This is a genomic window from Streptomyces uncialis, from assembly GCF_001905345.1.
In the GTDB taxonomy this organism is placed as follows: Bacteria; Actinomycetota; Actinomycetes; order Streptomycetales; family Streptomycetaceae; genus Streptomyces; species Streptomyces uncialis.
Genome location: NZ_LFBV01000011.1, coordinates 259,873 through 285,835, shown reverse-complemented (window position 1 = coordinate 285,835; position 25,963 = coordinate 259,873). Strand labels below are relative to the sequence as shown.

Genomic DNA, 25,963 nt, shown 5'->3' with positions numbered 1-25,963 from the left:
ACTTGATGGGGTAAGGCTCCCAGTAGACGACTGGGTTGATAGGCCAGATATGGAAGCCGGGTGACCGGTGGAGTTGACTGGTACTAATAGGCCGAGGGCTTGTCCTCAGTTGCTCGCGTCCACTGTGTTGGTTCTGAAACCACGAACAACCAACACCCCCCTGCCCCGACCCGAATCTTGGGTTGTGTGGGCCGGTGGGGGTGTGCGGGGTGTGTTTCGTAGTGTTTCGGTGGTCATAGCGTGAGGGAAACGCCCGGTTACATTCCGAACCCGGAAGCTAAGCCTTACAGCGCCGATGGTACTGCAGGGGGGACCCTGTGGGAGAGTAGGACACCGCCGAACTAACTTTATAGAGAAGGCCGTGGTCTTCAAGAGAAATTCGTTTCTCTTGAAGACCACGGCCTTCTTGCGTTCCCGGATAATTCTTCGCTTTCGGACCTGTCCACTCCGCCTTCCGATGCCGACCAGGGCGGCGTCGACCCCTCCGTGTCGGAACGCAGCCTCAGGACTGTATGGTCAGGAGGTTATCGTTGACTCGTTCTCACAGGAGGCCCCCGGGTGGAGGTCCAGGAGACGCGTGTCCAGACGGACCGGGTCCTCACCATCCCCAACATCCTCAGCATGGCGCGCCTTCTCGGTGTACCGCTCTTCCTGTGGTTGATCCTGCGGCCGGAGTTCGGGGGGCCCAAGAGCGACGGCTGGGCGCTGCTCGTCCTGATGCTCAGCGGCATCAGCGACTATCTCGACGGAAAACTCGCCCGCCGCTGGAACCAGGTCAGCAAGCTCGGCAGACTGCTGGACCCCGCGGCCGACCGGCTCTACATTCTGTCTACACTGGTCGGCCTGACCTGGCGTGAGATCCTGCCGCTCTGGTTGACAGCCGTACTGCTCGCTCGAGAACTTGTGCTGCTCGTGATGGTCGGCATCCTCAGACGCCACGGGTATCCGCCGCCCCAGGTCAACTTCCTGGGCAAGGCGGCCACCTTCAACCTGATGTGTGCGTTCCCCCTGCTGCTGCTGGGTGACGGAAACGGCTGGATCGCGTCACTCGCCGCAGTTTTCGGATGGGCGTTCGCAGGATGGGGTACAACCCTGTATTGGTGGGCAGGAGTCCTGTACATGGTGCAGGTCCGCCGACTTGTCCGGGCGGACACCATGGCCGGCTGAGCCCTCCGAATGGTGCGACGGTGTTGGCCTGATGGCCCGCAGTGGATTTGTGCGGGACAATTGGACGGGTGCAGTCGGCTTACCGTCGTCTCTCAAGGAGGACGCTTCCGACATGAAGGCCGTCGTGATGGCCGGTGGCGAAGGCACGCGCCTTCGCCCGATGACCTCAAGCATGCCCAAGCCGCTCCTGCCGGTGGTCAACCGGCCGATCATGGAGCATGTGCTGCGGCTGCTGAAAAGGCATGGGCTCACCGAGACTGTCGTCACTGTCCAGTTCCTCGCCTCACTCGTCAAGAACTACTTCGGCGACGGCGAAGAACTCGGCATGGACTTGACCTATGCCAACGAGGAGAAGCCACTCGGTACCGCCGGCAGTGTGAAGAACGCGGAAGAAGCGCTCAAAGACGACGCGTTTCTGGTCATCTCCGGTGACGCCCTCACCGATTTCGACCTGACCGAACTGATCAACTTCCACAAGGAGAAGGGTGCCCTCGTCACGGTCTGTCTGACGCGTGTGCCCAATCCGCTGGAGTTCGGCATCACCATCGTCGACGAGGAAGGCAAGGTCGAGCGGTTCCTGGAGAAGCCGACCTGGGGCCAGGTCTTCTCCGACACCGTGAACACCGGCATCTACGTGATGGAGCCGGAGGTCTTCGACTATGTCGAGGCCGACACCTCCGTCGACTGGTCGGGTGATGTCTTCCCGCAGCTGATGAAGGAAGGCAAGCCCATCTACGGCTTCATCGCCGAGGGCTACTGGGAGGACGTCGGCACCCACGAAAGCTATGTGAAGGCCCAGGCCGACGTACTGGAACGCAAGGTCGACGTCGAACTCGACGGATTCGAGATCTCGCCCGGGGTCTGGGTCGCGGAGGGTGCGGAGGTGCATCCCGACGCCGTGCTGCGGGGGCCGCTGTACATCGGTGACTACGCCAAGGTCGAAGCGGACGTCGAGATCCGCGAGCACACCGTCGTGGGTTCGAACGTGGTCGTGAAGACCGGTGCGTTCCTGCACAAGGCCGTGCTCCACGACAACGTCTACATCGGGCAGCACAGCAATCTGCGTGGCTGTGTCATCGGCAAGAACACCGACATCATGCGGGCCGCGCGGATCGAGGACGGCGCCGTCATCGGTGACGAGTGCCTCGTCGGTGAAGAATCGATTGTCCAGGGCAATGTGCGGGTGTACCCGTTCAAGACGATCGAGGCGGGCGCGTTCGTCAACACCTCGGTCATCTGGGAGTCCCGGGGGCAGGCGCATCTCTTCGGCGCGCGCGGAGTGAGCGGCATCCTGAATGTCGAGATCACTCCGGAGCTGGCCGTACGGCTCGCGGGTGCCTATGCCACGACCCTGAAGAAGGGCTCGACGGTCACCACGGCCCGGGACCACTCCCGAGGTGCCCGTGCGCTCAAACGGGCGGTCATCTCCGCGTTGCAGGCGAGCGCCATCGACGTCCGGGACCTGGAGAACGTCCCGCTGCCCGTGGCACGTCAGCAGACCGCGCGGGGAAGCGCCGGCGGCATCATGATCCGTACGTCACCCGGGGTACCGGACTCCGTGGACATCATGTTCTTCGACGGCCGCGGGGCGGATCTCTCCCAGGCGAGCCAGCGCAAACTCGACCGGGTGTACGCGCGCCAGGAATATCGTCGCGCGTTCCCCGGTGAGATCGGCGATCTGCACTTCCCTGCCAGCGTCTTCGACTCCTACACGGGCTCGCTCCTGCGGAACGTCGACACCAGCGGGATCGCCGAGGCCGGACTGAAGGTCGTGGTCGACGCGTCGAACGGCAGCGCGGGACTGGTCCTGCCGAGCCTCCTCGGGAAACTGGGCGTGGACTCGCTCGTGATCAACCCCGGCCTGGACGAGGCGCGGCCCACCGAGACGGCGGACGCCAGGCGATCGGGTCTGGTGCGGCTCGGGGAGATCGTGGCATCGGCGCGCGCGGCGTTCGGGGTGCGTTTCGACCCGGTCGGCGAGCGGGTGTCGCTGGTGGACGAGAAGGGCCGGATCGTCGAGGACGACCGGGCGCTGCTGGTGATGCTCGACCTGGTGGCGGCGGAGCGCCGCAGCGGCCGGGTGGCGTTGCCGGTGACGACGACCCGGATCGCGGAGCAGGTCGCGGCCTATCACGGCACGCAGGTCGACTGGACGACGACGTCCCCCGACGATCTGACCCGGGTGGGCCGTGAGGAGTCCACGATCTTCGGTGGTGACGGCCGCGGTGGCTTCATCGTGCCGGAGTTCAGCAGTGTCTTCGACGGCGCTGCGGCCTTCGTCCGGCTGATCGGTCTGGTCGCGCGCACCCAGCTCACGCTGAGTCAGATCGACGCGCGGATCCCGCGGGCCCATGTGCTCAAGCGCGATGTGGCGACCCCGTGGGCCGTGAAGGGCCTCGTCATGCGCCGGGTGGTCGAGGAGGCCGGGGACCGGTCGGTGGACACGACCGACGGTGTCCGGGTGGTCGAGACGGACGGCCGCTGGGTGCTGGTCCTGCCGGACCGGGCCGAGGCGGTCACCCATCTGTGGGCCGAGGGACCGGACGACGCCTCCGCGCAGGCACTGCTCGACGAGTGGTCGGCGGTGGTGGAGAGCGCCGGCGAGTGAGCGCGGGGATCACCCGCGCGAGTAGCCCGTAACGCATCAAACGTACGTCTTTCGTGTGCCGGACAGTGCCCCTCCTGGGCGCTGTCCGGCGGTGTCCCAGGGCCATTCGGAGGAATGGGCGCCGACGTGCGACGATGTGCGGCATGCCGCAGCCGCCCCCCGTTCGGAGCAGTTCTTCGCGTCCCCGGCGCCCGGACGCGTCCATGTCGCTGCTCACCAATGTCATGGACCACAGCCTGGACGACGGCTACGCGGAGGCGGCGGCGAGGAAGCGGGCGCAGGGCGGCGGCGGAGGGCTGCCGAAGACGCTGCGGGCCCGGCTCGGGCTCGGGGCGGGACTCGTGCTCGCGGCGCTCGTCGTCACGGTGGGGGCCGCGCAGGCCCGGGTCACGGCGCCGGTGATCGCCAAGGAGCGCGAGGAACTGATCGACCGGATCGAGGACGAGACCGCCGCCGCGGACAAGCTGGAGAAGAACGTCGACACCCTCCGTGACGACGTCGACGACCGCAGGCGCGAGGCGCTCCGGCACGAGGAAGGCGCCGACGACCTCATCGGTGTGCTCGCGGGCTCCGCGGCCGTGCACGGACCCGGCGTCAAACTGTCGGTGGACGACGCCAAGGAGGCGGACGGCAACGGCGACGGTCCCCGCGGCACCTCCGGTTTCTCCGACACGGGCCGGGTCAAGGACCGCGACCTGCAACGCGTCGTCAACGGGCTGTGGCAGTCCGGGGCGGAGGCTGTCTCGATCAACGGGCAGCGGCTCACGGCCCTGTCCGCGATCCGGGCGGCGGGCGACGCCATACTCGTCGACAACCGGCCCCTGGTGCCGCCTTACACCATCCTCGCCGTCGGCGACGGAGAACGGCTGAGCACCCGGTTCCAGAACAGCCCCGACGGTCTCTACCTGAACGCTCTCCAGGAGAACTTCGGGGTGCGGACCGGGATCTCCACGCACAAGGAGCTTCGGCTGCCCGCGGCGCCGAGCGTGATCGTCCGTACAGCACAGCCGAGAACAGAGAAGGGCACACAGTGATCGCCGTACTGGGCCTCGTCCTGGGAGTCGTTGCCGGACTGCTGGTCCGGCCCGAAGTCCCGGCGGTGGTCGAGCCGTATCTTCCGATCGCCGTGGTCGCGGCGCTGGACGCCGTGTTCGGGGGCCTGCGGGCGATGCTCGACGGTATCTTCGACGACAAGGTGTTCGTGGTCTCGTTCCTGTCGAACGTGGTCGTGGCGGCTCTGATCGTGTTCCTGGGGGACGAGTTGGGTGTGGGTGCCCAGCTGTCCACCGGTGTGGTCGTGGTGCTCGGCATCCGTATCTTCTCCAACGCCGCCGCGATCCGGCGGCATGTGTTCCGGGCGTGAGGCCGATGAACAGCGAAGAGAACCCCGACCACCGGCTGAGCAGGGAACTGCCCGCCGAGGTGCCCGCGCCGCCCGCCGGGAGCGATCCGGCGGCCTCCGGCGCCCCCGGCGCCGGGGAGAAGGGCCTGACGGGCCGACAGCGCCTCGCGAAGGGCCTCTGGCCGCTGCGCTTCAGCCGGGCCCAGCTCATCGTGGCCCTGCTGCTCGCGGGGCTCGGGTTCGGACTCGCGGTCCAGGTCGCGTCCACCAGCGACAGCAATGTGCTGCGTGGCGCCAGACAGGAGGATCTCGTGCGCATCCTCGATGAACTGGATGACCGAACTCAACGTCTAGATGATGAGAAGCGTCGCCTGGAAGGCCAGCGGACCGAGCTGGAGACCAGCTCGGACCAGGCCGAGGAGGCGCGTAAGCAGACGGTCGAGAGGGAGAAGCAACTGGGCGTCCTCGCGGGCACCGTGGGGGCCGAGGGCCCGGGTATCACCATGGCTGTCACCGACGCACGCGGGGCCGTGGAGGCGCGTATGCTCCTCGACGCCGTCCAGGAACTGCGCGCGGCGGGAGCCGAGGCCATCCAGGTCAACGGGGTGCGCGTGGTGGCCGGCACCTATCTCTCGGACGGCGGCGGCGAAGGGGTGAGCGTGGACGGCACCGACATCCGCCCGCCGTACCGGTTCAAGGTGATCGGGCGCCCGCAGGATCTGGAGCCGGCGCTCAACATTCCCGGGGGTGTGGTGCAGACTCTGGAGAAGGAGCAGGCCGGCGTGACGGTGACACGCGCGGAGAAGATCATCGTTGACGCCTTGCGACCGGCGAAGCGGCCTGACTACGCTCGGTCGTCCTCGGAGTGAACCGGTGAGCGTGAAGGTCACTCCCCGAGGGCATGTGGTTGCGGGGGGTCGGCGCACCGGAAGGACGGTGCGTGGTGGAAACTGTCCGGTGGGTACGGACGTTGTGAAGATGTCCGGGTCGGCAGGTGTGTGCAATCAGGGTTCGTCCTGCCCCACGGGCGGGTCTGTTTCGGTCAAGGGGAATCGCCCGTGAAGTTGTTTGCGAAGTTGTTCGGCAAGAGCGCACGCCAGGACCGTGGCAATGCCACGGCCCGGCATCGTGCGCCGCGCTCCGGTGACGAGGGGCAGTCGGGCGAGCGCCCGCTGTTCCGTGATCAGGTCGGTGCGCCAGGTGGTGACATCCCGGGTGGACCGGGCGCGTCGTCCGGCGACCCGGCCTCGGCCGGCCGCATAGGTTTCGGGGATTCTTCGGCCCCGGGTGCGGGTGGCGGGTTCGCTCCGGACCCGTACGGGTCCCCTGGCGGGCAGCGGCAGGAGGGTCAGTCCATGCCCCTGGTGTGTACGAGGTGCGGCAACCGGAACGCGGAGGCGAGCCGTTTCTGCTCCAACTGCGGCGCGCCGCTGCGCGGGGGCGCCGAGCGTCCCTCGGAGACGACCTCGACCATCTCGATCTCGGGTCTGGAGGCGTACGACGCGGAGGTCACGGGCCAGACCCCGTCGCCTTCCCTGTCGCCCGAGGCCCAGGCCGCGGTGGACGCGCTGCCGCTCGGTTCGGCGCTCCTGGTGGTGCGGCGGGGGCCGAACTCCGGCAGCCGCTTCCTGCTGGACGGTGAGCTGACGACCGCGGGGCGTCACCCGCAGAGCGACATCTTCCTGGACGATGTGACGGTGTCGCGTCGCCATGTGGAGTTCCGTCGCGGGACGGACGGTCTGTTCACGGTCTCCGACGTCGGCAGCCTCAACGGCACCTACGTCAACCGTGAGCGGATCGACGAGGTCCGGCTCTCCAACGGTGACGAGGTCCAGATCGGCAAGTACCGGCTGGTCTTCTACGCGAGCCAGCGGGGTATCTGACCCCCGGGGAAGGCCCCATGCTTCACACACCGAGCGGCGGTGCCGGGCACGGCGCCGCCGCCGCGGACGGTCGTCTGATGAGTATCGGCACCGTGCTGAACACCTTGCGGGACGAGTTCCCCGAGGTCACCATCTCCAAGATCCGTTTCCTGGAGGCCGAGGGGCTCGTCGAGCCGCAACGCACCGCCTCGGGGTACCGGAAGTTCGGTCCGCGGGACGTCGAGCGGCTCGCACAGGTCCTGCGGATGCAGCGGGACCACTATCTGCCGCTCAGGGTGATCCGTGAGCATCTGGACGCCGTGGAGCGCGGTGAGGCCCTGCCGCTGCCGTCGCCCGGCCCCGCGGCGGGTGAGCCGGCCGACGAGAGCCGTTCCCCGGGTCTGCCGGGCGCACCGGCCCCGACGGCCGCACGGGTCGGCCGGGACGAGCTGCTGGCCGCCGCCGGGGTCGGTGAGTCCGAGCTGGCCGAATGGGAGTCGTACGGCCTGGTGGCGCCCTTGCCGGACGGCGGGTACGACGCCGAGGCCGTCACCGTGGCGACTCTGGTGCTCGAACTCGGCAGATTCGGTATCGAACCCCGTCATCTGCGGGCCATGAAGGCGTCCGCCGACCGGGACGCCGGCCTGGTCGACCAGGTCGTGGCCCCCTTGCGGCGGCATCGCAACCCCCAGACCAGGGTCCACGCCCAGGCCCGTACCAGGGAGCTGGCGGAGCTCACCGTACGGCTTCATTCGGCCCTTGTGCAGACGGCCCTCGGGGTGCGTTTGCCCTGACATGACCCCTGATCCGGGGGTGCGTGGGGCCGGTGGCCGGAGTGCCCGACTACCCAAAGGTGCCGGGCACGGCCTAGGGTTGCTGTGTGAACGAGCTCGACGTCGTAGGTGTCCGGGTCGAAATGCCCTCCAACCAACCGATCGTGCTTCTGCGTGAAGTGGGAGGCGACCGCTACCTCCCCATCTGGATCGGGCCTGGGGAGGCGACGGCGATCGCCTTCGCCCAGCAGGGCATGGCCCCCGCACGGCCGCTGACCCACGACCTGTTCAAGGACGTGCTGGAGGCCGTCGGCCAGGAGCTCAGTGAAGTGCGCATCACGGACCTCCGCGAAGGCGTCTTCTACGCGGAGCTGGTCTTCGCGAGCGGCGTCGAGGTCAGTGCCCGTCCGTCCGACGCCATAGCGCTGGCGCTGCGTACCGGTACGCCGATCTACGGCAGCGACGGTGTCCTGGACGACGCCGGGATCGCGATCCCGGACGAGCAGGAGGACGAGGTCGAGAAGTTCCGTGAGTTCCTCGACCAGATCTCGCCGGAGGACTTCGGTACCAACAGCCAGTGACGGCAGGAACCCGCGTCGGTGATCCACACGACCGGCCGGTTCCCGAGGGTCGATCCGGTGACGGGCCGACCCTCTCGGCACATTCGGCTAGCCTTTCCCCACAGCCGGACACGGGAAACCACTCGTAGGGTGATTATCACTCGGCGTGGCGAGTGTGGCGATCGTTGACGCACCCCGAGTGACTGCCTACCGTCGGGAGGGCAGGTCAAGGACGGAGGTCGGCGTGAGAAGCAGCGGCGACGGTACGGCCGGGGGTGCCCCCGGGCGGTTCCTGGGGGAGGGTGGTCCGTACGCGCTCGACAGTGGTCCGACAGGTCATACGGCCGTTCGGCCGACGGCCGTGCCCGGTGACGAGGGCGGTACGGCGGAACAGGTCGGATACCGGGGGCCCACGGCGTGCGCGGCGGCGGGCATCACCTATCGGCAGCTCGACTACTGGGCCCGTACGGGACTCGTGGAGCCCAGTGTGCGGCCCGCCTACGGGTCGGGGACCCAGCGGCTCTACAGCTTCCGGGACGTGGTCGTCCTCAAGGTGGTCAAGCGCTTCCTCGACACGGGCGTGTCCCTCCAGAACATCCGCGCCGCCGTGCGCCATCTACGGGAGCGCGGACTGCGCGACCTGGAGCGCATGACGCTCATGAGCGACGGCGCCACGGTCTACGAGTGCACCTCGCCCGACGAGGTCCACAAGCTGCTCCAGGGCGGCCAGGGGATCTTCGGGATCGCGGTCGGCGTGGTGTGGCAGGACGTCGACACCGCGCTGTCCCAGCTGCACGGCGAGCGCGTCGACACCGGCGAGACGCTGGTCGGGCACAATCCGGGCGACGAGCTGGCCCGCCGTCGCAACCGCGCGGTCTGAACCACGGGCGGGGCCCCGGCCCCGCCCGGCGCGGCATTGTCAGTGCCGTAGGGCAGCATCGGAAGGGTGAGGAACGAGCCCACCATCCTGCATCTGGACATGGACGCCTTCTACGCTTCGGCGGAGCAGGCGTCCAAGCCCAGTCTGCGCGGCAAGGCCGTGGTGGTGGGAGGTCTCGGCCCCCGGGGAGTGGTGGCCACCGCCTCGTACGAGGCGCGGCGGTTCGGGGTGCACTCGGCGATGCCGACCGCCCAGGCACGCAGGCTCGCGCCCAACGCCGCCTACCTCGTGCCGCGCTTCGGTTTCTACCGTGACATCAGCGAGCGGGTCATGGGGCTGCTGCGGGAGCTGTCGCCGCTGGTGGAGCCGCTCAGCCTGGACGAGGCCTTCGTGGACCTGGAGGCGGGCGGTGTCGCCTCGGACGAGGTGTCCGCGCGGGCCGTGGGGGAGCGGCTGCGTGCCGATATCCGCGCCGTCACGGGGCTGACGGGCTCGGTGGGGATCGCCGCCTCCAAGATGCTCGCCAAGATCGCGTCGGAGGAGGCCAAGCCGGACGGGCTGGTGCTGATACACGCGGGCACCGAGCGGGCGCTGCTCGCGCCGATGGCGGTCCGGGTGCTGCCCGGGGTCGGGCCCGCCACCGGGGACCATCTGCGCCGGGCGGGCATCACCACGGTCGGTGAGCTGGCGGAGGCGGGCGAGGACGAGCTGGTACGGATGCTGGGGAAGTCCCATGGGGCGGGGCTGTACGCGATGGCGCTCGCCCGCGACGACCGGCCGGTGGTGGCGGAGCGGGAGACGAAGTCGGTCTCCGTCGAGGACACCTACGACGTGGACATCCATGACCGCACCCGGGTCCGCCTGGAGGTCCAGCGGCTCGCCGCCCGCTGTGTGGGGCGGCTGCGGGCCTCCGGCCACTCGGGACGCACCGTGGTCCTCAAGGTCCGCCGCTACGACTTCTCCACCCTGACCCGCTCCGAGACGCTCCGGGGCCCCACCGACGACCCGTCGGTCGTACAGGAGGCCGCCGCGCGGCTGCTGGAGTCGGTCGACACCACGGGCGGGGTGCGACTGCTGGGGGTGGGGGTCAGCGGTCTCGCGGACTACACCCAGGAAGACCTCTTCGCGCAGGCGGCGGGTGCGCGGGCCGCCGCCGAGGCGGCGGAGCGGACCGGCAGGGCGGACGCGGCGGCGAGGGCGGAGTCGGCGGACGAGGGCCAGGCCAGGGGGGCCGGGCCGGACGGGTCGCTGATCCATGAGGCGGGTGAGAAGGGTGAGCAGGGCCCCGGCGGGCCCGCCGGGGCGCCGGCCGGGGAGGGCGTGAGGGCGGAGCGGGGGTCCGGTGAGCCGCCGGTGGCGCCGGTGGAGCGGCGGTGGCCGGCCGGGCACGACGTACGGCATGCCGTGTACGGGCCCGGGTGGGTGCAGGGGAGCGGGGTGGGCAGAGTGACCGTGCGTTTCGAGACCCCGCAGTCGGCGCCCGGCCGGGTACGGACGTTTGCCGTCGACGACCGCGACCTGGAGCTGTCCGAGCCGGTGGCGCTGGTGCTTGAGCAGGTACCGCCGGCGGTCGCCCCGGAACCGGAACCGGGGGCGGGGCCGGGGGAGGGGCAGCAACCGGAGGCGGAACGGGGGCAGGGCCGTGGGGCGGAGCCGGAGGCGGAACGGGGGCCTGGGGCGGAGTCCGGACCCGGGGCGGAGTCCGGACCCGGGGCGGGGTCGTCCGTAGCGGATTCGTCGGCCTCGGCCGCTTCGCCCGGGGGCGGGTGACGGGGGCGGGTGACGTGGGCGGTGCCGCGCCGGGCTAGCCGTCGTCGGACGGTCGGTCTTCCTCGGCCGTGCCCGCGATCCGGCCGAAGTCCCGGTCGGGGGGTGTGCCGGAGCCGGGGGCCGCGATGTTCAGTCCGTAGTGGTGGTAGAGCTGGAGCTCCTGCTCCGGTGACAGATGGCGGCCCACCCCGAAGTCCGGCGCGTCCCTGATCAGGCCGCGCTCGAAGGGCACCCGCAGCGTGCCCGCCACCAGCTCGCTGGGCTCCAGCGGGACGAAGGCGTCCCGGCTGAACAGCCCGGTCCGTATCGCGGCCCACTCCGGTACGCCGGTGGCATCGTCCAGGTACACCTCGTCGACCGTGCCGAGCTTCGCGCCGTGGAGGTCGAACGCCTTGCGGCCGATCAGGTTGCGCGGATCGATATCGGTCTGCACGTGCCCTCCCGCTCGTCGCAAATCATCCGTAAGCACTACGAAAGAGCAGAATCACGGTCGCGGCCACTCGAAGGCCCGTGCGAGGGTCCCGCTGGTAGGCTGGCAGGCGGCTGTCGACCCTGTGCGGGAGAGTTCCCCGGCTGACGGCCGGGGGCGCCGAAGGAGCAAATCCTCCCCGGAATCTCTCAGGCCCCCAGTACCGCACGGGTGAGGTCACTCTGGAAAGCAGGGCGGGAGTTCCACGACCCCCGCCCTCACCGACGGTGAAAGCCGGGTCCTGGCCCGGTGAAGCTCTCAGGTCGAGATGACAGAGGGGGAGGCCGTCGGGCACCCGCGCCGTGGTGCCCTCGCAGGTCGCGCAGACCAGGAGGCCTCCGCCATGACAGCCAACCGTCCCACGCTCTCCCGTCTCGAACAGGGCATTCCCTTCGAGCGGCGGCACATCGGCCCCGACGTGGAGGCCCGTGCCAAGATGCTCGCGCAGGTCGGGTACGGCTCGCTGGACGAACTGACGGCAGCCGCCGTACCGGATGTGATCAAGAACGCCGAGGCGCTGGCGCTCCCCGGTGCCCGTACCGAGGCCGAGGTCCTCGCCGAGCTGCGCTCCCTCGCGGACCGCAACCAGGTGCTCGGTTCCATGATCGGGCTCGGCTACCACGGTACGTTCACCCCGCCGGTCATCCTCCGCAACGTCATGGAGAACCCGGCCTGGTACACCGCCTACACCCCGTACCAGCCGGAGATCTCGCAGGGCCGGCTGGAGGCGCTGCTGAACTTCCAGACCGTGGTCGCCGAACTGACCGGGCTGCCCACCTCCGGGGCGTCCCTGCTGGACGAGGGGACCGCCGCCGCCGAGGCCATGGCCCTGTCCCGGCGGGTCGGCAAGGTGAAGGACGGTGTCTTCCTGATCGACGCCGACACCCTGCCGCAGACCACCGCCGTCATCCGGACCCGTGCCGAACCCACCGGGGTCGAGGTCGTCGTCGCCGATCTGTCCGCCGGGATCCCGGACGAGGTCGCCGAACGCGGGGTCACCGGGGTCCTCCTCCAGTACCCGGGCGCCTCCGGCGCGGTCCGTGATCTGCGGACCGTCATCGAGCAGGCCCATGAGCTGGGCGCGATCGTCACCGTCGCCGCCGACCTCCTGGCGCTCACCCTGCTCACCCCGCCCGGTGAGCTGGGCGCCGACATCGCCGTCGGCACCACCCAGCGCTTCGGCGTGCCGATGGGCTTCGGCGGACCGCACGCGGGCTTCATGGCCGTCCAGGAGAAGTTCGCCCGCAATCTGCCCGGCAGGCTCGTCGGCGTCTCCGTCGACAGCGACGGCCACCAGGCGCTCCGGCTCGCGCTCCAGACCCGTGAGCAGCACATCCGCCGGGAGAAGGCCACCAGCAACATCTGCACCGCGCAGGTGCTGCTCGCGGTGATGGCCGGGATGTACGCCGTCTACCACGGCCCCGAGGGGCTGCGGACCATCGCCCGGCGCACCCACCGCTACGCCGCGATCCTCGCCGCCGGTCTGCGGCACGCCGGGGTCGAGATCGTGCACGGCGCCTACTTCGACACCCTCACCGCGCGGGTGCCGGGCGAGGCGGAGCGGATCGTGGCCGCCGCCCGCGAGGACGGTGTCAATCTGCGTCTGGTCGACGCCGACCACATCGGCATCGCCTGCGACGAGACGACGACCCGCGCCCAGCTCGGCGTCGTGTGGAACGCGTTCGGCGCGGAGGCGGACATCGAGGCGCTCGACGCGTCGACCGCCGACACCCTGCCCGGCACACTGCTGCGCTCCGACGACTATCTCGCGCACCCCGTCTTCCAGCAGTACCGCTCCGAGACGGCGATGCTGCGCTATCTGCGCAAGCTGTCGGACCGTGACTACGCGCTGGACCGCGGCATGATCCCGCTCGGTTCCTGCACCATGAAGCTGAACGCGACCACCGAGATGGAGCCGGTGACCTGGCCGGAGTTCGGTCAGCTGCACCCGTTCGCGCCCGCCGAGCAGGCACAGGGCTATCTCACCCTGATCCATGAGCTGGAGGACCGGCTCGCCGAGGTCACCGGCTACGACAAGGTGTCCCTCCAGCCGAACGCGGGCTCCCAGGGCGAGCTGGCCGGACTGCTCGCGGTCCGCGGCTACCACCGGGCGAACGGCGACGAACAGCGTACGGTCTGCCTCATCCCGTCCTCGGCGCACGGCACCAACGCGGCGAGCGCCGTGATGGCCGGGATGAAGGTCGTCGTCGTGCGGACCGCCGACGACGGTGAGGTCGACGTCGAGGACCTGCGGGCCAAGATCGAGCGGCACCGTGACGAGCTGGCCGTCCTGATGATCACCTATCCGTCCACGCACGGGGTGTTCGAGGAGCATGTCGCCGACATCTGCGCGCAGGTGCACGACGCCGGTGGCCAGGTCTATGTGGACGGCGCCAACCTCAACGCCCTGGTCGGGCTCGCCAAGCCGGGCCGGTTCGGCGGCGATGTCTCGCACCTGAACCTGCACAAGACCTTCTGCATCCCGCACGGCGGTGGCGGTCCCGGGGTGGGCCCGGTCGCCGTCCGTTCGCATCTGGCGCCGTATCTGCCGAACCACCCGCTCCAGCCCGAGGCCGGTCCCGAGACGGGCGTCGGCCCGGTCTCCGCCGCCCCCTGGGGTTCCGCGGGCATCCTGCCGATCTCCTGGGCGTACGTCCGGCTCATGGGCGGTGAGGGGCTCAAGCGGGCCACCCAGGTCGCCGTGCTGTCCGCGAACTACGTGGCCAAGCGGCTGGAGCCGCACTACCCCGTGCTCTACACGGGCCCGGGCGGTCTCGTCGCGCACGAGTGCATCATCGATCTGCGTCCGCTGACCAAGGCGACCGGGGTGAGCGTCGACGATGTCGCCAAGCGCCTTGTCGACTACGGCTTCCACGCGCCGACCATGTCGTTCCCGGTGGCCGGCACGCTGATGATCGAGCCGACGGAGAGCGAGGACCTGCGCGAGCTGGATCGTTTCTGTGAGGCGATGATCGCGATTCGCGCGGAGATCGAGAAGGTCGGCTCGGGCGAGTGGCCCGCCGAGGACAACCCGCTGCGGGGCGCGCCGCACACCGCGCGCGCACTGTCGGGCGACTGGGAGCACGCGTACACCCGGGAGGAGGCGGTCTTCCCCGCCGGTGTCTCTCCTGCGGACAAGTACTGGCCGCCGGTGCGCCGGATCGACCAGGCGTACGGCGACCGCAATCTCGTCTGCTCCTGCCCGCCGCTGGACGCGTACGAGGACTGATCCTCCACGGGAGGCGTCGCGGAACCGTTGTCACCGGGGCCGTTCCGGAGGTGTCCGGAGCGGCCCCGTCCGGTCGCCGTGCTGGTACGTGTCACCTGTTCCGCGACCTGGGAACGGGTGACGGGCGCGTGGGGAACCGGACGGTGGACCGGATGCTGTTGCGCCGGGCCGCCGTCGGAGCTCGGGCGGCCCTCAGGCGGCGGTCATCGCCCCCATCGGGCGGTGCGGGGCGATGATCTCGCCGTTCGGCAGCAGTTCACCGGTGTCCTCGAAGACGAGGACGCCGTTGCAGAGCAGGCTCCATCCCTGTTCCGGGTGGTGCGCGGTGAGGAGCGCGGCCTCACGGTCGGCGGATTCTGCTGACGGGCACGCTGGCTGATGCTGGCACATGGTGGATGAGTTCTTTCGCTGCGATGTGAAGTCTGTCCTGCGGCTCGACTCGTTGCTCATGGCCGCCCCCCGTATCCTCGGTCCGGTTACCCCAGTGTTGCCCCACGGAAGTGATTCCGCAGGGATTTCGCGGCAGCAGGTTCTTACTCGTCAGAGACGTATCACCCGCTCGGATGGTTCAGCCCAAACGGGTTGTCCGATCGGGGGGTTCGGGGTGGTCGGAAAGGGCTAGTCCTTTCGGGCCGTTAGCGGAGACGAGTGAGCCCGGCGCTCTCGGTGAGCGCCGGGCTCGGCGTATTGCAGGGTGTGTTCCGGGGTGGTGCCGGAGAGCGGGCGCGCCGGGTCGCGTGGTCCGGCGGGGGCGGACGGGTGGCGCCGCGCGCTCCCGCCGGCGGGGTGTCCGGGACGCTCCCCGCGTCGTCCGGGCAGACCCGCCGGTGGTGGCGCGGACCCGGATCAGGCCGGGGTCGTGAGCGAGGTCGGGGCCGGGGCCGTGAGTGAGGCCGGTGTGACGAGCGAGGCCGTCGTGGTGGTGAGCGAGGCGGGGCGGGTCAGCCGATGGCCCAGCGCGGGCAGCAGCTCGCCCACCTGGTGGGGCCGGTGCGCGGCGACGCCCGGCGGGGCGGGCGCCAGCGGGATGAGCAGGTCGGTGGGGTCCAGGGACCCCTCGGCGGGGTCGGCCGTGTGGTCGCCGTGCAGCCACAGCGTCAGCATGTACAGCTCCGGCACCGACAGCAGCCGGGCCTGGTACGACGTGCCGAGGGACTCGGCCTGGAGCACGGCGCGTTCGGTGGAGGCGATGTAGGGGCCCTCGAAGAAGTGCGAGAACTTCCAGCCGTCCGGGGTGGGGGTGGTGTCGGCCGCCGCCACGGACTGGTCGCCGCAGCGGATGACGAAACGCCAGCCCGCGAGCCGGGTGGGCGACGCGGGTACGAGGTGGTCGAGCACATGTACGGGCAGCGGCAGTTCCACCGAGGTGGTTCCCTGTGCGGCGCGCAGGGACGGGGTACGGGCTTCACGGACGGCCGTGGGGGAGCCGAGTGCCGCGACGACGCTGCGCAAGGCAGGCGCGGGAGCAAGGGGAAAGAGCAGCGGCATGGTGGGTCGCCTCTCATTCACAGGCAGGCGGAACCAGGGAAAGGTGCTTGCGGACGGCGCTGTCAGCACGGGGTCAGAGGGGGCGAGGGCGGTGGGGGCGAGCTCCGCGAGCGCCAACTCTCTGCCTCGGTAACGAAGTTTATACGACACGTGTTCGCCTGGTGATTCGTCTAGCCTATAGGGATACCGGCAACAAGGGGCGTTCCGGTCGCTGAATCGGGACTATTTCTCCCGATATCTGATGACTCCGAGGGCGTGACCTCGGGTGATTTCCCGGGGCGGACGGCCGATTCTCATCGGCATTTTTCACCATGCTTCGGCAAACAGTTGGCCCGTCCGGCGTCCGTTCCGTGGAACTACCGGTCATTGCTCCCTGAAAATACCGAGCTGAGACGCGGCCCACAGTAGCGGTCCAGGTGGCCGGTGCGGGGCGTTATCGATCGCGTGGTCTGGGCATCATCCCCCAGGACAGAGCGGCCGGTACGGCGGCTGCCCGCTTCGAGGAGGGATGCTGCGATGGGCGAGAAGGTGGCGGCGGGCGCCGTGGACCTGTCCGGTCGGCAGCAGTACCGCGAGAAGCTCCGGCAGTGCCTGGCGGGGCTCGGAAGGCTGCTGGCGGAGGAGCGGTTCGACCGCCCCAAGAACCTGATGGGTCTGGAGATCGAGCTCAATCTCGCCGGGCCCGACGGTCTGCCCCGCATGATGAACGGCCAGGTACTGGAGCGGATCGCGAGCCGGGATTTCCAGACCGAACTCGCGATGTTCAACCTGGAGGTGAATATCGCGCCTCACCGGCTGGGCGGCCGGGTTCTCGACCGGCTCGCCGAGGAACTTCGCACCGGTCTCTCCTACGCGCACCGGAAAGCGAACGAGGTCGATGCCGGAATCGTGATGATCGGCATTCTGCCGACCCTCACCCAGGACGACCTCGTCTCGGCGAATCTCTCCGAGGTCGATCGCTACACCCTGCTGAACGACCAGATCGTCGCCGCCCGGGGCGAGGACTTCCTGCTGGACATCGAGGGGGTCGAGCGGCTGACGTGCACCTCGCAGTCGATCGTCCCGGAGGCCGCGTGCACCTCGGTCCAGCTGCACCTCCAGGTGACCCCCGAGCGGTTCCCCGATGTGTGGAACGCGGCGCAGGCCGTGGCAGCCGTCCAGATCGCGCTGGGCGCCAACTCGCCGTTCCTGTTCGGACGGGAGCTGTGGCGGGAGTCGCGGCCCCCGCTGTTCCAGCAGTCCACGGACACCCGGCCGCCGGAGCTGGTGGCCCAGGGCGTGCGCCCGCGCACCTGGTTCGGGGAGCGCTGGATCGGGTCGGCGTACGACCTCTTCGAGGAGAACCTGAGGTTCTTCCCCCCGCTGCTGCCCCTGTGCGACGAGGAGGACCCGGCGCGGGTGCTGGACGACGGAGGGGTGCCCTCGCTCGCCGAGCTCGTCCTGCACAACGGCACCGTCTACCGCTGGAACCGCCCGGTCTACGGCATCGCCGACGGGGTGCCGCACCTGCGGGTGGAGAACCGGGTCCTGCCCGCCGGGCCGACCGTGATCGACGTCGTCGCGAACACGGCCTTCTACTACGGAGTGGTCCGCGCGCTGGCCGAGGACACCGTGCCGGTGTGGTCACTGCTGCCCTTCGAGGCCGCCGCCGCGAACTTCGACACCGCGTGCAGACACGGCATCGACGCCGAGCTGGAATGGCCCCGTCCGGGACGGTACGGCGGGACGGCGAGGATCCCGGCGGTCACCCTCGTCCTGGAGGAACTGCTGCCGCTCGCCGCCGCCGGACTCGACGCCTGGGGGGTGGAGCCCGCCGACCGAGACCTCTACCTCGGGGTGATCGAGGAGCGGTGCCGCCGGCGCGTCAACGGAGCCTCCTGGCAGGCGGCCACCTTCCACCGGGCGCGCGAGAGCGGACTCGACCGGCACGCGGCGCTCGCGGCGACCACCCGCCGCTACTGCGAGCTGATGCACGCCGGTGACCCCGTGCACACCTGGCCGGTCGGGCTCCCACAGCCCGCGCTGCCCCTGGGCTGAACGGCGGCGCCGGGCCCCGGCGGACGCGACCCGTACCGGGCGGGCCGGACTGCTCCGGCCCGCCTTCGTACGTCCGGGGGCCGGAGCAGTCCGGCCCGCCTTCGTACGTCCGGGGGCCGGTCGGGCACCATCGTCGTACCCGTGGGGGCGACCGGCGGGGGAGGATGGGCGGGCGGCGCCACCGGCAGGGGCCGGGGCGCGGCGGGACTACTCGATGGAGGCACGGGTGCGGACGGAAGCGGGAGCGGTGGCCGGGGCGGATCCGGTGCGTCCGGTGGAACGGCTCTCACGGCGGACACTGCGGGACGAGACACTGCTCGTCCTCGCGCTCTGTCTGGGCGCGAGCGGGGTGTCCGCGCTGATCAGCTTCATCGGCTCGGTCACCGAGCCGGGCGGTCTCAAGGACCAGGCCGCGACCATGAACGCCTCGGCCGCTCCCGGCCGCCCCTGGCTCGACCTGGCCTGGCAGCTCTTCGGGATCAGCACCGCGCTCGTCCCCGTCGCGCTGGTCGCGCATCTGCTGATCCGGGAGGGCGCCGGGCTGCGTGCCATCGGCTTCGACCGGACGCGCCCGTGGTTCGACCTGGGGCGCGGGGCGGCGCTCGCGGCGGTGATCGGCAGCACCGGGATCGCCTTCTATCTGCTGGCCCGTGGCCTGGGCTTCAATCTCACCGTGGTGCCCGAGGCGCTGCCCGAGGTGTGGTGGAAGTACCCGGTGCTGATCCTGGCGGCGGTGCAGAACTCCGTGCTGGAGGAGGTCGTCGTCGTCGGCTATCTGCTGCGCCGGCTCGACCAGCTCGGCTGGTCCCCGTGGGCCTCGCTGGGCGCCAGTTCGCTGCTCCGTGGGTCGTACCACCTGTACCAGGGCATCGGCGGCTTCATCGGGAACCTGGTGATGGGCGTCGTCTTCGTGTATCTGTACCGGCGGTGGGGGCGGGTCGGCCCGCTCGTCGTCGCGCACACCCTGCTCGACATCGGGGCGTTCGTCGGGTACGCGCTGCTGGCGGGCCGGGTCGACTGGCTGCCGACTCCCTGAGCCGGGCGGCCGTTGCCGGGGGCGGTCGGCCACTCCTTCAAGGGGTCGGCCCCACTGCCCGGGGGGACTGCCGCTCTGCCCCCGGGCCGTCCGCCTCCAGGCTTCCCGCATCCCGGCTTCCCGCCCCCCGGACCGTCCGCCGCCGATCGCCTGAGGTTCGTCAGGCGAGCAGTTCGCCGTCGATGACGGTCACCGCGCTGCCGGTGAGCAGGGTGCGGTCGCCCATGAGGCGGGTGTGTACGACGCCGGAACGCGGCGACACCTGACGTCCGGTCAGTTCCGTGCGGCCCAGCCGGGCCGACCAGAAGGGTGCCAGGGCGGTGTGCGCGCTGCCCGTCACCGGGTCCTCGTCGATCCCGAACCGGGGGAAGAAGCACCGCGACACGAAGTCATGGCCCGCGGAAGGGTCCTGCGCGGGCGCGGTGGCGATGACACCTCGTTCGGAGACCAGGGCGAGCGCCCGGAGGTCGGGGGCCAGGGCGCGGACGGCCGCCTCGTCCGCGAACTCGGCCAGCAGATCGCCGAGCTGCCCCGTGTCCAGTACGGAGAGCGGTTCGGCGCCCAGCGCGGCGTTGAGGTCCTCGGGCGCGGTGACCGGACCGAGCTGCGCGGTCGGGAAGTCCAGGGTGAGGGTGCCGTCCGGGTTCGGAGCGGCGGTCAGTACACCGGAGCGGGTCCGGAAGCGGACCGGACCGTCGATGAGGCCGGTGGTCCGCAGGACATGGGCGGTGGCCAGGGTGGCGTGCCCGCACATGTCGACCTCGGTGGTCGGTGTGAACCAGCGCAGCGCCCAGTCGGCGTCCTCGCCGGGCGGCAGCCGGTGCGCGAAGGCCGTCTCGGGGTGGTTGACCTCGCGGGCGACGAGCCCGAGCCAGGTGTCGTCGGGGAACCGGCCCGTGCCGGTCGCGGCCCCTTCCGACGGTTCGAGGAGGACGACCCCGGCGGGGTTCCCGGAGAAGGGGCGGTCGGTGAACGCATCGACGATTCGTAGGCGCATGCGCCGACCGTAGAGGGCCGGTCACGGCGCCGCCAAGGCCAATCCGATGCGTGTGGACCGGTTCCCCGTCGCGCGGTCCGGCGGGCCGGCCTGCGTCGCTCGCGGTCGGACGGGGTGCGGGAGGAGGCCGGAACGGCCGTCCCGGTCAGCGGCTCCGTCGGGCGGGGCGACGGGAGTTCATGGCCGTCCCCGGGCCGCCGGACCGCCGGGCACGGGACCGACCGGCTTTCGTACCACCCGTGACCAGGGAAACCCACCCGCACAGCTCCGCTAGCATGTTCGAGCTCATGGCGATCGCCTCTTCGCCGTCCTTCACCGGAAAATCATTACGGTCCGGCATGAAGGGTGACCTATTACTTAAAATCTAACAAATCGGCCAAACAATTGATATCCATAGCATCGCGGGTGTTTTCGCGAATAAAATGCAGACTTGCGTCCACCGAGTGGCGTCAGCCACGGGTGGTGATGTGGGCCACGGCGGGTGTGGTGGCCCTCGGATTCCTCATCGCGCTGGAAATCGCCGCGCGCCACTACGGCCTGCCGGGGCCGATCGTCCACCAGGCGCGAGAAGTGGTGTTCGCGCCCGCGTCGGGACCGCTGCTGTACGCCAGCATGGCGTTGATGCTGGTGGTGCTCACCCGGCGGGAGCGGTTCATCGCGGCCGGTACCGCGGTGGGCATCGACATCGTCTTCGCGCTGGTGCGGTGGGCGGTCGACGCCAAGTTCGCCTACGGCAACGGCGCGTTGTGGGTGATCCTGGGCTGTGCGGTCATCGCCTTCACGCGCCGCACGGGCGAGGACCGGGTACTGCTGCTGAAGGGCGTCGGGCTGGGTCTGCTGCTGGTGGCCGGACGTAAGACCGGCGACACCTGGCTGCTGATCACGTCGAAGGCCCGGCCGCAGGTGCTCGACCCGTATCTGGCCGCCGCCGACCAGGCGCTGGGCGACCCCTCGTGGCTGGTGGGCCGGGTCGTCGAGGCCACCGGCCCGATGGGTCACACGTTCCTCGACTGGATATATGTGCAGCTCGCGGTGGCCGCGGTCGTCGTCGCGCTGTACCAGCTGCGCCATGTGTCCGCCGAACGCCGCTTCCCGGGCCATCATCTGGTCCGCACCTTCCTGATGGTCGGCCTGCTCGGGCCGGGCATCTACATGATCTTCCCGGTGGTCGGACCGATCTTCGCCTACGGCGCCGACGGCGGGCAGTGGGCGGTGGCCGATCTGTGGCCCAACACGCTGCCGCAGATCAGTGCCCCGGAACAGATGCCCTTCGACGAGATCACCCCGCGCAACTGCATGCCCAGCCTGCACACGGCGTGGGCCACCGTGATCTTCATCCACTCCCGCAAGGGCCCGCGGCTCCTGCGGTACGCCGGGGCGTTCTGGCTGATCGCCACGCTCGCCGCGACGCTCGGGTTCGGCTACCACTACGGCGTGGACCTCGTCGCCGGTGTGGTGTTCGCGGTCACGATCGAGGCAGGCATGCGCCAGCTCGACCGCGGCTGGGACCGCAAGGGAATCCAGCTGGTCGCCTACGGCACAGCGGTCTTCGTCGCGTTCCTGGTGTCCTATCGCTATCTGTCGATGGAGATGGCCGAGTACCCGTGGGTGTTCGGACCCCTTCTCATCCTGGCGATGTGCTCCGTGGTGTACGCCTACGCGCGGATCGCCAAGCTGTGGGACCAGCCGCAGATCACCCCGGCGCAGCGACTGGAACCGCAGCCCGAGATGGCCTGAGCCAGGGCGCGTCAGACCGGGGCCGGCGCCTCCCGGTGCGGACCGGAGCACGGCGGTCCGCACCGGGGCGCCAGGTCCTGGTCCGGCCTGTGTCCCGCTCACGGTCGGCCCGGCTCACGGTCGGCCCGGCCCGAACGGGACCGCTCAGCGCGGCTCGCGGGTGTTGAGCCTGGCGGCCTGCCGGTTCAGATGGTCGCGCTCGGCAAGGTTGGACGCCTTGCGGGCCGCTTCGGCGTACAGCCGGGCGGCCGTCGCCAGGTCGCCGTCGCGCTCATGGAGGTACGCCGTCACCGCGGTATGGCGCGGGAGCGACACGTCCAGCTCCGCGAGGGCCGCGAGCCCCGCGCGCGGTCCCTCGGCCTCGCCGACGGCCACCGCGCGGTTGAGCCGGACGACGGGGCTGTCCGTCAGCCGTACGAGCTCGTCGTACCACTCGACGATCTGCGGCCAGTCGGTCTCCTCGGCGGTGGGCGCGTCGGCGTGGAGCGCCGCGACGGCGGCCTGGGCCTGGAACTCGCCCAGCCGGTCGCGGGCGAGGGCCGCCTGGAGGATTCCGACGCCCTCGGTGATCAGCGCGGTGTCCCACCTGCCGCGGTCCTGCTCGGCGAGCGGCACCAGACCGCCGTCGGGTGTGGTCCGGGCCGCGCGCCGGGCGTGGTGGAGCAGCATCAGGGCGAGCAGTCCCGCCGCCTCCGGGTGGTCGACCCGGGCCGCGAGCAGCCGGGTGAGCCGGATGGCCTCGGCGGCCAGGTCGACATCGCCGGAGTAGCCCTCGTTGAAGACCAGGTAGAGCACGCGCAGCACGGTGGCGACATCGCCGGGCCGGTCGAACCGCACACCGGAGACGGTGCGCTTGGCCCGGCTGATCCGTTGCGCCATGGTCGCCTCGGGCACCAGATAGGCGCGGGCGATCTGGCGGGTGGTCAGTCCGCCGACGGCGCGTAGTGTGAGCGCGACGGCGGACGACGGGGTCAGCGACGGGTGGGCGCACAGGAAGTAGAGCTGGAGGGTGTCGTCCGCCGCGGACGCGGGCCCGGGCGCGGGTTCCTCGTCGGCGAGGTCCTCACGCCGGCGGCGGGCGGTCTCCGCGCGGGTCGCGTCGAGGAACTTGCGCCAGGCCGCGGTGACCAGCCAGCCCTTCGGGTCCCGAGGGGGATCGGCCGGCCAGTGGCGGACCGCCTCGACCAGTGCGTCCTGCACCGCGTCCTCGGCCGCCGCGAAGTCGGCTCCGCGGCGGACGAGGACACCGATCACGCTCGGCGTGAGGCGGCGGAGCAGCTCCGCGTCCACCTCGGAGGTCACTCGGTGACGGTGGGCGGCGCGGTCAGGAACGGGCGGAGCTCCAGCCACTCGTGGATCGGCTTCCCGCCCGCCCCGGGGGCGGCCGACAGCTCACCGGCCAGTGCGACGGCGCGGTCATAGGTGTCGACGTCGATCACCATCCAGCCGGCGATGAGGTCCTTGGTCTCGGGGAACGGGCCGTCGGTGACCGGCGGACGGCCCTCGCCGTCGTACCGGACGAACGTCCCCTCGGGTGCGAGCGCCTGACCGTCGACGAACTCGCCGGTCTTCTCCAGACGGGCCGCGAAGTCGTTCATGTACTGGATGTGGGCGGAGATCTCCTCGGGTGTCCACCGGTCCATCGGTACGTCGTTCACCGCGGCCGGGGCGCCACGGTAGTGCTTGAGCAGCAGGTACTTGGCCATCGTCTTCTCCTCGGTACTGGTGCGACCCATGGTGGCCGCGTTCGACCCTGGGACGGAGCCGGACACGGGTTCTCGACATCGGCGTCCGAACTTTTTCTTCCCTGGTGCGGATGTTCCGTTGTTCCTGGTCGGCAAGGACGCCGCCGCATGGCCCGCCGTCCGGGCCGTGCCCGACCCGGGTGTCCGCGGCGGCCGGATGCGGAGCCCCCGACAGGTCGGCCCGGTCGTCTTCGGGGGTCTTGCTATGACCGTCGCTCCGATATATCGTTGACGTATCGCGACCGATCAATGAACTAAGGAGTGATCGCTATGCGTCCCCATGGACACGAATACGACGGGCAGGGCTCGTGCGGCCCCGGACATCACGGTCGGGGCGGCTTCGAAGGCAGGCGGGCCGCCTTCGGTCCCTTCGGGCCGGGCTTCGGTCCGGGCGGGGGGCCGTGGGGCGGGCGCGGCCGTGGCGGACCGAGGGGGCGGGCGCGGCGCGGGGACGTGCGCGCGTCGATCCTGGTCCTGCTGAAGGACCGTGCGATGCACGGCTACGAGATGATCCAGGAGATCGCCGAGCGCAGCGGCGGGGTGTGGAAGCCCAGTCCGGGCTCGGTGTACCCGACCTTGCAGCTGCTGGAGGACGAGGGTCTGATCAGCAGCGCCACGGACGGCGGCAAGAAGCTGTTCTCGCTCACCGAGCCCGGCAGGCAGGCCGCGGCGGACGGCCCGGACGCGCCCTGGGAGGACGCCGGGCGCGGGGCCGACCGGGAGGCGCTGAACGAGATCCGGCAGGCCGGGACCGGGCTGATGGACGCGTTCGGCCAAGTCTGGAGGACCGGCGACAAGGAGCAGCGCGACAAAGCGGTCGCCGTGATCAACGAGGCCCGCAAGAAGCTGTATCTGATCCTCGCCGACGAGGGTTGAGCCGGCAGAGGCCGAGCCGGTGGGGGTCGAGTTCGGCCGATGCCGGGGCGACGGACGCCGGGTCGGCCGGGTCGGGCTGTCAGGGGTGAGGCGGGGCCGGGGCCGGAGCGCTGGGGGTGGCGCGCTGGACGGGACGGCGCTCGGGGAACGGTGTGCGCGGGGCGGGCGTCAGCGCACGCGCCGGATCTCCGCCGCGTCGAACAGGTCGAACGCCCTGGGGTGGGGACCCTCGTCATGACAGTGCCAGGCTTCCCAGAACAGGTCCGCGAGCAGGGCGTCGTCGGGGGCGTAGACCCGGTACACGTAATCCCTGCCGTCGATGGACGGCAAGGTCACGAGCCAGCACTCGTCCTCCATGCTCCTGAAGGACGTACGGGAAAACCCGCCGGTTGCTGATCGGAACCACATATTCCGATTGGCTCCGGGGTCCGGACGGGCCGGATGGCGCGGGTCCGCGCTCCGGGTGGTGCGCAGGGGTGCGCTCCGGAGGCAAGGGGGCGCGCACGGCGCGGACGAGAAAGCGCGCGATCTCCTTCCTGAGGAGGACAACCGGAACGCCCATGCCCAACCTCTGTCGGATGCGGGAATGCTCCCCTCCGGTGATGTTTTCGCCTGGTTGGGGTGATGGGGTAGGAGTTGTGCAACCCCGTATCCCGCAACAGTCCGCCGACAGCGGCGGAGCCGTACGACCCGAATCCGACGACCGGCTCCGAGCCGAGGTGATCTCGGTGGTCGCGGGCGCCAGACGGCGGGCCATGCGCGACGGGGACCGCCAGATCGACACCGCCCACCTCCTGCACTCGCTCCTGGAGAGCGACCCCGCCGTGCGGACCGCGTTCGGCGAGGGGCCGCAGACCGTCCGGGTCCTCGGCTATCTCGTCCAGCGGAGCATCGGCTACGGCCTCCAGTGGCAGTCCTCGGTGGAGGACTCCGGCGCGGTTCCCGTCGTCGGCGCCGCCACCGCCGTTCGGGACACCTCACGTGACATCCGCTGGTCGCCGTCCGCCGCGGCGGCCCTGGAGCGTGCCGTGGCGCGCGCCCGGCGGCGTGGTGAGCACCGGGCGCGGGGGCTGGACCTCTTCGTCGCGCTGCTCGCCGACCGTGAGTGCCGTGCCGTCGAGGTGCTGCTGCACTCCGGGGTGGAGCCCGCGGAGGTGGGCGCGCGGGCGGCGGCCGGACTCGCCGACGCCGGACGCGAGGAGTGGGGGAGCGGCGACGGGACCGCCTGGCCCACGCCCTGATCCCTGCCCCCTGATCCCCGCTCCCTGATCCCCACCGGCCCGGTTCTCCGCCCGCTGACCGCTCCGCCCGCCGCGCGGTGGCCGTCCCGGCGGAGATCCGTACGGGGCGGGCGACGTGCCGCGTACGGGGTTCGGCCGGTGGCCGC

23 protein-coding genes, 2 rRNA genes and 1 riboswitch are annotated in these 25,963 nt (G+C 70.6%); of the genes, 18 read left to right on the top strand and 7 right to left on the bottom strand.

What is annotated here, in order from left to right:
- The 12 genes from AB852_RS35205 to AB852_RS35150 all read left to right on the top strand — a co-directional run.
- Positions 1-107, top strand: a 23S ribosomal RNA gene (locus AB852_RS35205); the annotation flags it as partial.
- A 118-nt stretch (positions 108-225) separates the two neighbouring features.
- A 5S ribosomal RNA gene (gene rrf / locus AB852_RS35200) occupies positions 226-342 on the top strand.
- 216 nt (positions 343-558) lie between these two features.
- Entirely contained in the window at positions 559-1,167 is a 609-nt protein-coding gene (gene clsA / locus AB852_RS35195) for a cardiolipin synthase ClsA (RefSeq protein ID WP_073795023.1), read from the top strand.
- Between the two features lie 112 nt (positions 1,168-1,279).
- Complete coding sequence (locus tag AB852_RS35190) at positions 1,280-3,775, top strand: mannose-1-phosphate guanyltransferase (protein WP_073795021.1); 2,496 nt, start codon at positions 1,280-1,282, stop codon at positions 3,773-3,775.
- A gap of 203 nt (positions 3,776-3,978) precedes the next feature.
- Positions 3,979-4,809 carry a DUF881 domain-containing protein gene (locus tag AB852_RS35185; RefSeq protein WP_073795019.1) on the top strand — a complete coding sequence of 277 codons (831 nt, stop codon included), beginning with the start codon at positions 3,979-3,981 and terminating at the stop codon, positions 4,807-4,809.
- Complete coding sequence (locus AB852_RS35180) at positions 4,806-5,138, top strand: small basic family protein (protein WP_073795017.1); 333 nt, start codon at positions 4,806-4,808, stop codon at positions 5,136-5,138. The genes AB852_RS35185 and AB852_RS35180 overlap by 4 nt, the downstream gene beginning before the upstream one ends.
- A gap of 5 nt (positions 5,139-5,143) precedes the next feature.
- Positions 5,144-5,986 carry a DUF881 domain-containing protein gene (locus AB852_RS35175; protein WP_073795015.1) on the top strand — a complete coding sequence of 281 codons (843 nt, stop codon included), beginning with the start codon at positions 5,144-5,146 and terminating at the stop codon, positions 5,984-5,986.
- Between the two features lie 81 nt (positions 5,987-6,067).
- Positions 6,068-7,000, top strand: a complete 933-nt coding sequence (locus AB852_RS35170; RefSeq protein ID WP_073795012.1) for a zinc-ribbon and FHA domain-containing protein — start codon at positions 6,068-6,070, stop codon at positions 6,998-7,000.
- A gap of 17 nt (positions 7,001-7,017) precedes the next feature.
- Positions 7,018-7,773 carry a transcriptional regulator FtsR gene (gene ftsR, locus AB852_RS35165; RefSeq protein ID WP_073795009.1) on the top strand — a complete coding sequence of 252 codons (756 nt, stop codon included), beginning with the start codon at positions 7,018-7,020 and terminating at the stop codon, positions 7,771-7,773.
- 86 nt (positions 7,774-7,859) lie between these two features.
- Positions 7,860-8,333: a bifunctional nuclease family protein gene (locus AB852_RS35160; RefSeq protein ID WP_030794342.1), complete on the top strand. Its 474-nt coding sequence runs from the start codon at positions 7,860-7,862 to the stop codon at positions 8,331-8,333.
- Positions 8,334-8,556: 223 nt separating this feature from the next.
- Positions 8,557-9,192, top strand: a complete 636-nt coding sequence (locus AB852_RS35155; RefSeq protein WP_073795006.1) for a MerR family transcriptional regulator — start codon at positions 8,557-8,559, stop codon at positions 9,190-9,192.
- Between the two features lie 66 nt (positions 9,193-9,258).
- Positions 9,259-10,962 carry a DNA polymerase IV gene (locus AB852_RS35150; protein WP_245877044.1) on the top strand — a complete coding sequence of 568 codons (1,704 nt, stop codon included), beginning with the start codon at positions 9,259-9,261 and terminating at the stop codon, positions 10,960-10,962.
- Between the two features lie 34 nt (positions 10,963-10,996).
- Here the strand turns inward: AB852_RS35150 and AB852_RS35145 are convergent, their stop codons facing one another.
- Positions 10,997-11,395: a PRC-barrel domain-containing protein gene (locus AB852_RS35145; protein ID WP_073795003.1), complete on the bottom strand. Its 399-nt coding sequence runs from the start codon at positions 11,393-11,395 to the stop codon at positions 10,997-10,999.
- A 114-nt stretch (positions 11,396-11,509) separates the two neighbouring features.
- A riboswitch (glycine riboswitch) is annotated at positions 11,510-11,607 on the top strand.
- Between the two features lie 167 nt (positions 11,608-11,774).
- On the opposite strand from AB852_RS35145, the gene gcvP reads away from it, so the two are divergent.
- The gene (gene gcvP, locus AB852_RS35140) at positions 11,775-14,660 is read left to right on the top strand and encodes an aminomethyl-transferring glycine dehydrogenase (RefSeq protein ID WP_073795000.1); all 2,886 of its coding nucleotides are present in this window, start codon (positions 11,775-11,777) and stop codon (positions 14,658-14,660) included.
- Positions 14,661-14,852: 192 nt separating this feature from the next.
- Here gcvP and AB852_RS35135 read toward each other — a convergent pair whose 3' ends face one another.
- Both AB852_RS35135 and AB852_RS35130 read right to left on the bottom strand, forming a co-directional pair.
- Positions 14,853-15,050, bottom strand: coding sequence for a DUF5999 family protein (locus AB852_RS35135; RefSeq protein WP_275942392.1), 198 nt, complete (start codon positions 15,048-15,050; stop codon positions 14,853-14,855).
- A 456-nt stretch (positions 15,051-15,506) separates the two neighbouring features.
- On the bottom strand, positions 15,507-16,148 hold the full coding sequence (locus tag AB852_RS35130; RefSeq protein WP_073794996.1) for a hypothetical protein: 642 nt from the start codon (positions 16,146-16,148) through the stop codon (positions 15,507-15,509).
- 516 nt (positions 16,149-16,664) lie between these two features.
- Between AB852_RS35130 and AB852_RS35125 the strand changes: the two genes are divergently transcribed.
- Entirely contained in the window at positions 16,665-18,185 is a 1,521-nt protein-coding gene (locus AB852_RS35125; RefSeq protein WP_073794993.1) for a glutamate-cysteine ligase family protein, read from the top strand.
- A gap of 226 nt (positions 18,186-18,411) precedes the next feature.
- A complete protein-coding gene (locus AB852_RS35120; RefSeq protein ID WP_073795151.1) occupies positions 18,412-19,221 on the top strand; it encodes a CPBP family intramembrane glutamic endopeptidase in 810 nt (269 codons plus the stop codon).
- A gap of 160 nt (positions 19,222-19,381) precedes the next feature.
- Here the strand turns inward: AB852_RS35120 and AB852_RS35115 are convergent, their stop codons facing one another.
- The gene (locus AB852_RS35115) at positions 19,382-20,218 is read right to left on the bottom strand and encodes a PhzF family phenazine biosynthesis protein (RefSeq protein WP_073794991.1); all 837 of its coding nucleotides are present in this window, start codon (positions 20,216-20,218) and stop codon (positions 19,382-19,384) included.
- Positions 20,219-20,683: 465 nt separating this feature from the next.
- On the opposite strand from AB852_RS35115, the gene AB852_RS35110 reads away from it, so the two are divergent.
- The gene (locus AB852_RS35110; RefSeq protein ID WP_079185149.1) at positions 20,684-21,955 is read left to right on the top strand and encodes a phosphatase PAP2 family protein; all 1,272 of its coding nucleotides are present in this window, start codon (positions 20,684-20,686) and stop codon (positions 21,953-21,955) included.
- Between the two features lie 144 nt (positions 21,956-22,099).
- On the opposite strand, the gene AB852_RS35105 is transcribed toward AB852_RS35110, so the two are convergent.
- Both AB852_RS35105 and AB852_RS35100 read right to left on the bottom strand, forming a co-directional pair.
- Entirely contained in the window at positions 22,100-23,245 is a 1,146-nt protein-coding gene (locus AB852_RS35105; protein ID WP_073795146.1) for an RNA polymerase sigma factor, read from the bottom strand.
- 8 nt (positions 23,246-23,253) lie between these two features.
- A complete protein-coding gene (locus AB852_RS35100) occupies positions 23,254-23,661 on the bottom strand; it encodes a YciI family protein (protein WP_073794988.1) in 408 nt (135 codons plus the stop codon).
- A 309-nt stretch (positions 23,662-23,970) separates the two neighbouring features.
- Between AB852_RS35100 and AB852_RS35095 the strand changes: the two genes are divergently transcribed.
- Entirely contained in the window at positions 23,971-24,576 is a 606-nt protein-coding gene (locus AB852_RS35095; protein ID WP_073794986.1) for a PadR family transcriptional regulator, read from the top strand.
- A 168-nt stretch (positions 24,577-24,744) separates the two neighbouring features.
- Here the strand turns inward: AB852_RS35095 and AB852_RS35090 are convergent, their stop codons facing one another.
- Entirely contained in the window at positions 24,745-24,933 is a 189-nt protein-coding gene (locus AB852_RS35090) for a hypothetical protein (protein ID WP_073794982.1), read from the bottom strand.
- Between the two features lie 281 nt (positions 24,934-25,214).
- Here AB852_RS35090 and AB852_RS35085 point away from each other — a divergent pair, with 281 nt between their 5' ends.
- The gene (locus tag AB852_RS35085) at positions 25,215-25,817 is read left to right on the top strand and encodes a Clp protease N-terminal domain-containing protein (RefSeq protein WP_073794980.1); all 603 of its coding nucleotides are present in this window, start codon (positions 25,215-25,217) and stop codon (positions 25,815-25,817) included.
- The last annotated feature ends 146 nt before the right edge of the window (positions 25,818-25,963 follow it).

Bases quoted from the DNA above. Each gene is read 5' to 3' on its own strand.
- AB852_RS35190 (WP_073795021.1), top strand. From the start codon at position 1,280: ATGAAGGCCGTCGTGATGGCCGGTGGCGAAGGCACGCGCCTTCGCCCG.
- AB852_RS35185 (WP_073795019.1), top strand. From the start codon at position 3,979: ATGTCGCTGCTCACCAATGTCATGGACCACAGCCTGGACGACGGCTAC.
- AB852_RS35175 (WP_073795015.1), top strand. From the start codon at position 5,144: ATGAACAGCGAAGAGAACCCCGACCACCGGCTGAGCAGGGAACTGCCC.
- ftsR (WP_073795009.1), top strand. From the start codon at position 7,018: ATGCTTCACACACCGAGCGGCGGTGCCGGGCACGGCGCCGCCGCCGCG.
- gcvP (WP_073795000.1), top strand. From the start codon at position 11,775: ATGACAGCCAACCGTCCCACGCTCTCCCGTCTCGAACAGGGCATTCCC.
- AB852_RS35135 (WP_275942392.1), bottom strand. From the start codon at position 15,050: ATGTGCCAGCATCAGCCAGCGTGCCCGTCAGCAGAATCCGCCGACCGT.
- AB852_RS35130 (WP_073794996.1), bottom strand. From the start codon at position 16,148: ATGCCGCTGCTCTTTCCCCTTGCTCCCGCGCCTGCCTTGCGCAGCGTC.
- AB852_RS35125 (WP_073794993.1), top strand. From the start codon at position 16,665: ATGGGCGAGAAGGTGGCGGCGGGCGCCGTGGACCTGTCCGGTCGGCAG.
- AB852_RS35115 (WP_073794991.1), bottom strand. From the start codon at position 20,218: ATGCGCCTACGAATCGTCGATGCGTTCACCGACCGCCCCTTCTCCGGG.
- AB852_RS35110 (WP_079185149.1), top strand. From the start codon at position 20,684: ATGTGGGCCACGGCGGGTGTGGTGGCCCTCGGATTCCTCATCGCGCTG.
- AB852_RS35100 (WP_073794988.1), bottom strand. From the start codon at position 23,661: ATGGCCAAGTACCTGCTGCTCAAGCACTACCGTGGCGCCCCGGCCGCG.
- AB852_RS35095 (WP_073794986.1), top strand. From the start codon at position 23,971: ATGCGTCCCCATGGACACGAATACGACGGGCAGGGCTCGTGCGGCCCC.
- AB852_RS35090 (WP_073794982.1), bottom strand. From the start codon at position 24,933: ATGGAGGACGAGTGCTGGCTCGTGACCTTGCCGTCCATCGACGGCAGG.